This is a genomic window from Microbacterium sp. PF5, from assembly GCF_004794315.1.
Classification (GTDB): domain Bacteria; phylum Actinomycetota; class Actinomycetes; order Actinomycetales; family Microbacteriaceae; genus Microbacterium; species Microbacterium sufflavum.
On record NZ_SSDQ01000054.1, the window covers coordinates 62,271 to 69,776 of the forward strand.

Below are 7,506 nucleotides of genomic sequence, written 5' to 3' on the forward strand. Positions count from 1 at the left end.
ATCATGACCATCGAGAAGCCCACCATCGTCCTCGTCCACGGCGCCTTCGCCGAATCCGCCTCCTGGAACGGCGTCATCGCCCGGTTGCAGAGCCATGACGTGAACGTCGTCGCCGTCGCCAACCCGCTGCGCAGCCTTGCGGGGGATGCGGCCTACGTGCGCGACGTGATCGCGTCGATCGCCGGCCCCGTCGTCCTCGTCGGACACTCCTACGGCGGTCTGGTGATCACGGAGGCCGCGGCGGGGAACGACGCCGTCGTCGGGCTCGTCTACGTGTCGGCGTTCGCCCCCGAGACGGGTGAGAGCGCCTTCGGCCTGTCGAACAGCGCACCCGGCAGCACCCTCGGCGACGCCCTGTCCGTGTACCCGCTCACGGCGGGCGGCAACGAGCTCGCCATCCGTCCTGAGGCCTTCCACCAGCAGTTCGCGGCCGACGTGGCGCCGGAGACGGCAGCGCTCATGGCGGCCACGCAGCGCCCGGTCGCGGAGGCGGCGCTCACGGACGCCCTGCCGACCACGCGCCCGGCGTGGAAGGACATCCCCTCGTGGCACGTCTTCGGAGACCAGGACCGCAACATCCCGGTCGCGATCTTCCGTGCGGGAGCGGAGCGGGCAGCGTCTCGCGGGACGCGCGAGATCACCGGGGCCTCGCATGCGGCACTGGTGTCGCACCCGGAGGTCATCGCCGAGACGATCGCCGCCGCCGGGAAGGCGTATGTCTCCGGCGCCGCGTCGAGCGCGGCCTGAGCAGACCGTGGCGTCCCGCACGGCGTGCGCCGGTGCGGGGCGCCACACCACCGACGAGAAGGATCACGCATGAGCTCCGACACCTCCCTCTTCCGCACGGTCGAGCGCATCGACGCGGGCGACCTGTCCGTCGCCTACGTCGACCTCGGCGACCCGTCCGCCGACCCGGTCGTGCTGCTGCACGGCTACCCCTACGACGTGCACAGCTACGTCGAGGTCGCACCACTGCTCGTCGAAGCCGGCTATCGGGTCGTCGTGCCCTACCTCCGCGGGCACGGACCCACCCGGTTCCTGGACGATCGGCGCCCGCGCACCGGTCAGCAGGCGGCGCTCGGCTCGGACCTGCGGGCGTTCATCGACGCGCTCGACCTGGACGAGCCGGTGCTCGCCGGCTACGACTGGGGTGGACGCGCCGCGTGCGTGGTCGCCGCGCTGTGGCCTGAGCGGATCTCGGGGCTGGTCTCGGTGAACGGCTACCTCATCCAGAACATCGCCGGTGCGGAGTCGCCGATCCGTCCGGACCTGGAAGCCGGGTTCTGGTACTTCTGGTACTTCGCCACCGAACGCGGCCGACGGGGACTGGATGCGAACCGGCGGGACATCGCCGAGGTGATCTGGCGGCGCAATTCGCCGGAGTGGGCGTTCAGCGACGCCGAGCTCGACCGCGCAGCGCTCGCCTTCGACAACCCCGACTACGTCGATGTCGTGATCCACTCGTACCGCCACCGGCTGGGCCTGGCGCCGGGGGCAGAGGAGTACGAGGAGCTCGAGCGACGGCTGGCCCTGGCCCCGCCGATCAGCGTTCCCGCGATCACCCTCGACGGGACCGCCGACGGCAACTTCCCGCCGACCGACGGCACCCCGCAGGCGCACCTGTTCGCCGGCGCCCGCGAGCATCGGCGGATCCCGCACGCCGGGCACCACCTACCGGCCGAGGCGCCACACGCGTTCGCCCAGGCCGTCGCCGACGTCGCCGAGCCGCCCGGCGACGGTGCCGGCACACCCTGAATCCCGGGAACGCGTCAGCGCAGTGACTGCCGCCGCACGCCAGGTGTGCCGAGGTCCGTGTCACAGTTCGCCGGTGCGACCGGTCATCGATGTGAACGGAGGGCGTGGTCTGTCACGCCTCGAACGGAAGGGGAGCAGGATGACGAATCGGTTCGCGGTCACGATGCACGACGCGGCCCCCGCCCATCGGGTCGCGCCGTGACCGCGGTCGGCAGGCCGGATCCGGACGCCGCGGCGTTGAACAGCGCCGTCGGGACGGAGCTGTTCGTCCTGCAGTCCGTCGCCAGCTCGACGATCTCGGAGGCGGGGACGCGCAGCACGATCTACCTGTCGACGCTGTCGAGCGGGCTGGTGGCGATCGGCTTCGCCGGCGGGTCGCCCGCGCTGCTCGCGACCCTCACCGCGACGGTGTTCCCGACGATCTTCCTGCTGGGCTGGTTCACCGTCGTGCGGCTGGTCGACACCAGCGTCGAGAACATCACGGTGCGCCGGCGCATGGTGCGCATCCGCGAACACTTCATCGGTCTGCACCCCTCGGGGCCCGACCTGATCGTCCTCGACAACCCGCGCACCGGGGAGCTCGGAGTGCGCTACGAGCGGTCGTCCTTCCTGTTCACGATGGCGAGCATGATCGGCACGGTGAACTCGGTCCTCGGCGGGGCCCTCGTCGCGTTGCTGCTGATCTTCATCGGGGTCCCGTCGCTTCTCGCGCAGGCATCGGGCATCGTCGTCGGGTCGCTGCTGCTCATCGCGACGCTCACCTACGAGCGCCGTCGGATCCGGGACGCCTACCCCGACTGACGCCGACGGTTCCCGCCGTCTGGATTCTTTCGCGAAGCTGTCACAGATCGGCGGGGCGTGCTGTCACCCCTAGAGACGATCTGTGCAGGAGCCGACGTCGTCGAGAACGGAGCGAGCGAGATATGCGAATCGTCGTGTTGGGCGGGACCGGGCAGGTGGGCCGCAAGGTCGTGGAGAACCTGGAGCGACGGGCCCAGGCCGTGGTGGTCGCATCGCGGAAGAGCGGGGTGGACGCGCGGACGGGTCGTGGCCTGGATGCCGCGCTGGAGTTCGCCGACGCCGTGATCGACGTGACCAACGCCCCGGACGTGTCGAGCCCCGACACCCTGCGGTTCTTCGAGGAGACGACGCACCGGGTGATGGAGGCCGAAGCGAAGGCCGGGGTGAAGCACCACGTGCTGCTCTCGATCGTCGGCGCCGATCACACCGGTGAAGAGGGCTACTTCGCGGCCAAGGGAGCGCAGGAGCTCGCTGTCCGCTCGGGGTCGACTCGCTCCTCCATCCTGCGCTCGACGCAGTTCTACGACTTCGCACGCATGATCGCCGAGTGGAACACCGATCAGGACACCGTGCGTCTGCCCGCGAAGCCCGTGCAGCCGGTCGCCGCGTCCGACGTCGCGGAGAAGCTGGTCGAACTCGCGCTGGGCTCCCCGCTGGACGGTGCCCTGGACATGGGCGGGCCGGAGCGGATGCTGCTGCCGGCGTTCGTGAACCGGGTACTCCGCGTCGACAACGACCCGCGGTATGTCGTGGCCGACGACGACATCACCCCGGTGGGGTTCAACATCTCCGGGGACCTGCTGCTCCCGCATCCGCCGTCCGTGGAGGCGCCGACGACCCTGGAGACCTGGGTCCGTGAAGAGGGCCGGCGCACGGTGTCCCATGAGCGCTGACGAGCTGGAGCTGGAGGAACGGGCGCCGACCGACGACAATCTGGGTGTGTGCACCGAACTGGACGACGCGCTGCAGACGTTCGACGCGCACCGACGGCGTCTGTTCGGCATCGCCTACCGGATGCTGAGCACCGTCGCCGACGCGGAGGACATCGTCCAGGAGACCTGGATCCGCTGGCAGAACACCGACCGTTCGAAGGTGCAGGAGCCGGCGGCCTTCCTCACCACCATCGCGACGAGGCTCTCGATCAACGTGCTGCAGTCGTCCCGCGTCCGTCGTGAGACCTACATCGGGCCGTGGCTGCCGGAGCCCGTGAACACGGAGGATGACCCGGCCCTGGGTGCCGAGCGTGCCGAGGCGTTGCAGTTCGCGATCCTCCTCACCCTCGAGAAGCTCACGCCGACCGAGCGAGCCGCCTACATCCTCCGCGAGGCCTTCGACTACCCGTATCCGCGTATCGCGGAGGTGATCTCGTCGAGTCAGGCCAGCGCAAGGCAGCTGGTCAGCAGGGCACGCGCGCACCTGTCGTCGGCGCGCAACGCGACGGTGGATCCGGCCGCCCAGAAGCGCCTGCTGGAAGCGTTCCTCACGGCGGCGCAGATGGGTGATGTCAGCCAGCTCGAGTCGCTCTTCGCCGCGGACGTCGTCAGCTACACGGACGGCAACGGAGTGAAGCTGGCCGCGCGCATTCCCGTGATCGGACGCAGCAGGGTGGCGAAGTTCGTCTCCGCGTTCGCGCATCACTTCTGGACGGGCAAGGTCATCGACTGGGTCGAGGTCAACGGGCAGCCCGCGGCGACGCTGTCCGAGGACGGGCACATCACCACGGTGGTGACCGCGACGACGTCGGAGGAGGGCATCCTGCAGCTCCTCTGGGTGATGAGCCCGCCGAAGCTGCGGCATGTGGCTGCGGTCGGCGCATGACCCGCAGGCACGGCCCGGCGTGGTCGCGCCGGTGGCGTCGTGGCGCCCCGGAGGAGACCGTGAGGGCGCTGGCGGACGCCCTGGAGGCACGTGACGAGCTCGCGATCCGCGACGTGATGCACCGCGCGGTGACCCTCGTCGTCGACAGCGGCGGCCACGGGCAGACGGCGTCCCTCCCGCTCGCCGGTCGGGCGGCCGCGGCGGCGGAGCTCGCGGCCGTGATGACCGCCGGAACCTCGGTCGCCGCCGCCTCGATCAACGGAGCGCCCGGGATCACCCTCGCCCGTGACGGTCGGGTGGTGGGCGTGCTCACGGCCGAGGTCACGGCTGGTCGACTGGTCACGGTGTGGCTGGTGTGCAACCCCGACAAGCTCCGGCACTGGAATCGCTGACCGCCTCACAGCCGCTGCCCGACCGGTCACCCCTGTCACAGTCTGTCCCCCCATCTGGTCTTCATTGATGAGGGGAGGGAGATGCGATGACGAAGGTTCGCAGCCGTTCGTGTCGGGCGAGGTCGAGCATGCCCGTTGACCGCCGCCGCCCGCTGTCTCTCACGGAGCGCGCCTCGGACCGTCTCCGCCGCTCGCGCCTCGGCGTGACTGTCAGCTCCGCTCGGCACGAGCTGAGCGGGCGAGTCGTTCCGACGCACTGGACCGGCCTCTTCGGCGTGATCACCGTGAGCGCTGTCGTCGTGCTCTTCGTGACCGGCCTGCTGTTGATGCTCGTGTACGCGCCGTCCAGTGAATCGATGAGGTACCGCGGGCCGTATGAGCCGCTCGCCGGCGTCGAGGTGTCTCGGGCGTTCGCGTCGGTCATGACGCTGTCGTTCGAGGTGCCCGGCGGATTGCTCCTGCGTCAGCTTCACCACTGGGCCGCCCTGATCCTGCCGGCGGCGATCGGTCTTCAGCTGCTCGTCACCTTCTTCACCGGCGCGTTCCGTCGCCCGCGACGCGGGAGCTGGGTGATGCTCTTCCTGCTGCTGATCGTGGCGCTCGTCGGAGGGTGGAGCGGTTACGCCCTGCCCGACGACATGCTGTCGGGCTCGGGGCTCCGCATCGTGGAGGGCATCACTCTCGGGATCCCGGTCGTGGGCACGTGGGCGTCCTCCGTGCTGTTCGGCGGGGGATTCCCCGGGCGGATCATCGAGAACCTCTCGGCGGTCCACGTCTTCGTGGTGCCCCTGGGGCTGCTCGTCCTGATCGCCGGCCGCGCGTGGTCGGCCTCCCGGCACCGTCCGCCGCAGTTCGCGGCGGGCGGGCGTGAAGAGGGCAACATCGTCGGGGTGCCGCTGCTTCCCAACGGTGTCGCTCGGGCCGGAGGGTTCTCCGCGGTCGTGGTGGGGCTCCTCGTGCTGATGGCGACTCTGGTGCCGGTCGCCCCGGTCTGGGAGTACGGGCCGTCCGATCCGGGCAACGCCTCGGCGGGAAGCCAGCCCGACTGGTACACGGGGTTCCTCGACGGCGCGCTGCGCCTGGTGCCTCCGGGGTGGGAGGTCGTCCTGTTCGACAGGACCTGGACGCTCGCGGTTCTGGTGCCGTTGCTGGTGGTCGGCGCCTTCCTGGCCGTCGTGGCGCTGTATCCCTTCCTCGAGGCGCGGGTCACGCGGGATCGCGCCGAGCATCACCTGCTGGATCGCCCGCGCAACGTCGCCACGCGCACTGCGATCGGGGTGGCCGGCATCGTCTTCTTCTGCGTGCTGTGGGCGGCGGGGAGTGCGGACGTGGTCGCTCTGGTGTTCCATGTCTCGTTCGAGACGATGATCCTGACACTCCAGATCGCGTTGCTCGCCGGCCCGCCCCTGGCGTTCGTCCTCACCCGGCGCATCTGCATCGGGTTGCAGCGCAAGGACAGAGACCTCGTCCTGCACGGGTTCGAGACGGGACGGGTCGTCCGGATGCCCGGCGGAGAGTACGTGGAGGTGCATGAGCCGCTCGACGAGTACGAGCGCTGGCGACTGGTCGCGCACGCGGCAGCCTCCGGTGGCGGGGCACCGGTGGGCGGGGCGACGTCCGTGGCACGGAGCGGGCCCCGACCCCCCTCTAGGCTGACCGACATGAGCGAAGACCTCGGCCGCACCGTCATCGCGGATCTGTGTCGCCTTCCCAACCCCGAGGCGATCGACCGCACGGCTTACGTCGAACTCGGAGGCGTCGAGCAGTTCGTCTCGATCCGCGGCCGCAGCAGGGCGAACCCGGTGCTCGTCGTGTGCCACGGCGGTCCGGCGCTCCCGTCGTTGCCGTCGTCGTGGATATGGCAGCGCGGGGTCGAGGACTACTTCACCGTCGTCAACTACGACCAGCGCGCGAGTGGCAAGTCCGAGGCGACCGTGTCCGACGGGCTGGATCTCCGTGTCGAGAGGTATGTCGACGATCTCGTGGAGCTGATCGCGTGGGTGCAGGCCGAGCTCGGCGTCCGGAAGGTCGGGGTGCTCGGCCACAGCTGGGGGACGATCATCGGCCTCACTGTGGCCAGGCAGCGACCCGACCTGCTGTGGGCGTACATCGGCGTCGGCCAGGTCATCTGCGGTCCCGAGAACGAGGTCGAGAGCTTCGGTCACGCGATGCGGAGTGCCGTCGCGGATGGGAATGAGCGGGCGGTCGCGGAGCTGCAGTCGCTGGGGGAGTATCCCGGCGCGGAGCCGTTGACCGTCGAACGCATCGTGACCTGCCGGAGGTGGGCCCAGCACTACGGGGGGCTGTCCGCGTATCGGTCCGACTTCGCGTACTTCACGGAGTCGCAGGAGCTGTCTCCGTATTACACCGATGCCGACCTGGGGTTGATCGGCGTCGGGCAGCAGGTGACCATGACCGCGGTGCTCCCGGCCCTGCTCGGCTTCGACGCCCGCGATCAGACGGCGTTCGAGGTGCCGATGCTGCAGTTCCTCGGACGCCACGACTGGACGACGCCTACGGGCCCCGTCGTGCGCTGGCTCGAGCACGTGACGGCACCGTCGACGCACGTCGTCTGGTTCGAGAACTCGGCGCATCTGTGCATGCTCGAGGAGCCGGGCAAGTTCCTCGTGAGTCTCGTCACCCGCGCGCTGCCCCATGCGGTCGACGCGATGCCGGTGGGCGGGCAAAGCAAAACCCCCGCCATGTAGAAGCTAGGCGAGGGTTTCTGGGCTGATTGTAA

The 7,506-nt window shown here is 69.9% G+C and carries 7 protein-coding genes; all 7 read left to right on the forward strand.

What is annotated here, in order from left to right; genetic code table 11:
• Window positions 1-3: 3 nt before the first annotated feature.
• Window positions 4-747, forward strand: a complete 744-nt coding sequence (locus DW297_RS03470; RefSeq protein WP_136029405.1) for an alpha/beta fold hydrolase — start codon at window positions 4-6, stop codon at window positions 745-747.
• 69 nt (window positions 748-816) lie between these two features.
• On the forward strand, window positions 817-1,755 hold the full coding sequence (locus DW297_RS03475) for an alpha/beta fold hydrolase (protein WP_136029407.1): 939 nt from the start codon (window positions 817-819) through the stop codon (window positions 1,753-1,755).
• A gap of 198 nt (window positions 1,756-1,953) precedes the next feature.
• Window positions 1,954-2,556 (forward strand): hypothetical protein, encoded by a 603-nt coding sequence (locus DW297_RS03480; RefSeq protein ID WP_136029409.1) that lies wholly within the window; start codon window positions 1,954-1,956, stop codon window positions 2,554-2,556.
• A gap of 122 nt (window positions 2,557-2,678) precedes the next feature.
• Window positions 2,679-3,449, forward strand: a complete 771-nt coding sequence (locus DW297_RS03485) for an SDR family oxidoreductase (protein ID WP_136029411.1) — start codon at window positions 2,679-2,681, stop codon at window positions 3,447-3,449.
• Window positions 3,439-4,374 carry an RNA polymerase sigma-70 factor gene (locus DW297_RS03490; protein WP_136029412.1) on the forward strand — a complete coding sequence of 312 codons (936 nt, stop codon included), beginning with the start codon at window positions 3,439-3,441 and terminating at the stop codon, window positions 4,372-4,374. The genes DW297_RS03485 and DW297_RS03490 overlap by 11 nt, the downstream gene beginning before the upstream one ends.
• On the forward strand, window positions 4,371-4,766 hold the full coding sequence (locus DW297_RS03495; RefSeq protein WP_136029414.1) for a hypothetical protein: 396 nt from the start codon (window positions 4,371-4,373) through the stop codon (window positions 4,764-4,766). The genes DW297_RS03490 and DW297_RS03495 overlap by 4 nt, the downstream gene beginning before the upstream one ends.
• 203 nt (window positions 4,767-4,969) lie before the next feature.
• Window positions 4,970-7,474: a cytochrome bc1 complex cytochrome b subunit gene (gene qcrB, locus DW297_RS18760; protein WP_240744501.1), complete on the forward strand. Its 2,505-nt coding sequence runs from the start codon at window positions 4,970-4,972 to the stop codon at window positions 7,472-7,474.
• Window positions 7,475-7,506: the final 32 nt, after the last annotated feature.

What these genes read in the sequence shown, in the direction of transcription:
- DW297_RS03470 (WP_136029405.1), top strand. Translation starts at nt 4, where the DNA reads ATGACCATCGAGAAGCCCACCATCGTCCTCGTCCACGGCGCCTTCGCC.
- DW297_RS03475 (WP_136029407.1), top strand. Translation starts at nt 817, where the DNA reads ATGAGCTCCGACACCTCCCTCTTCCGCACGGTCGAGCGCATCGACGCG.
- DW297_RS03485 (WP_136029411.1), top strand. Translation starts at nt 2,679, where the DNA reads ATGCGAATCGTCGTGTTGGGCGGGACCGGGCAGGTGGGCCGCAAGGTC.
- DW297_RS03490 (WP_136029412.1), top strand. Translation starts at nt 3,439, where the DNA reads ATGAGCGCTGACGAGCTGGAGCTGGAGGAACGGGCGCCGACCGACGAC.
- DW297_RS03495 (WP_136029414.1), top strand. Translation starts at nt 4,371, where the DNA reads ATGACCCGCAGGCACGGCCCGGCGTGGTCGCGCCGGTGGCGTCGTGGC.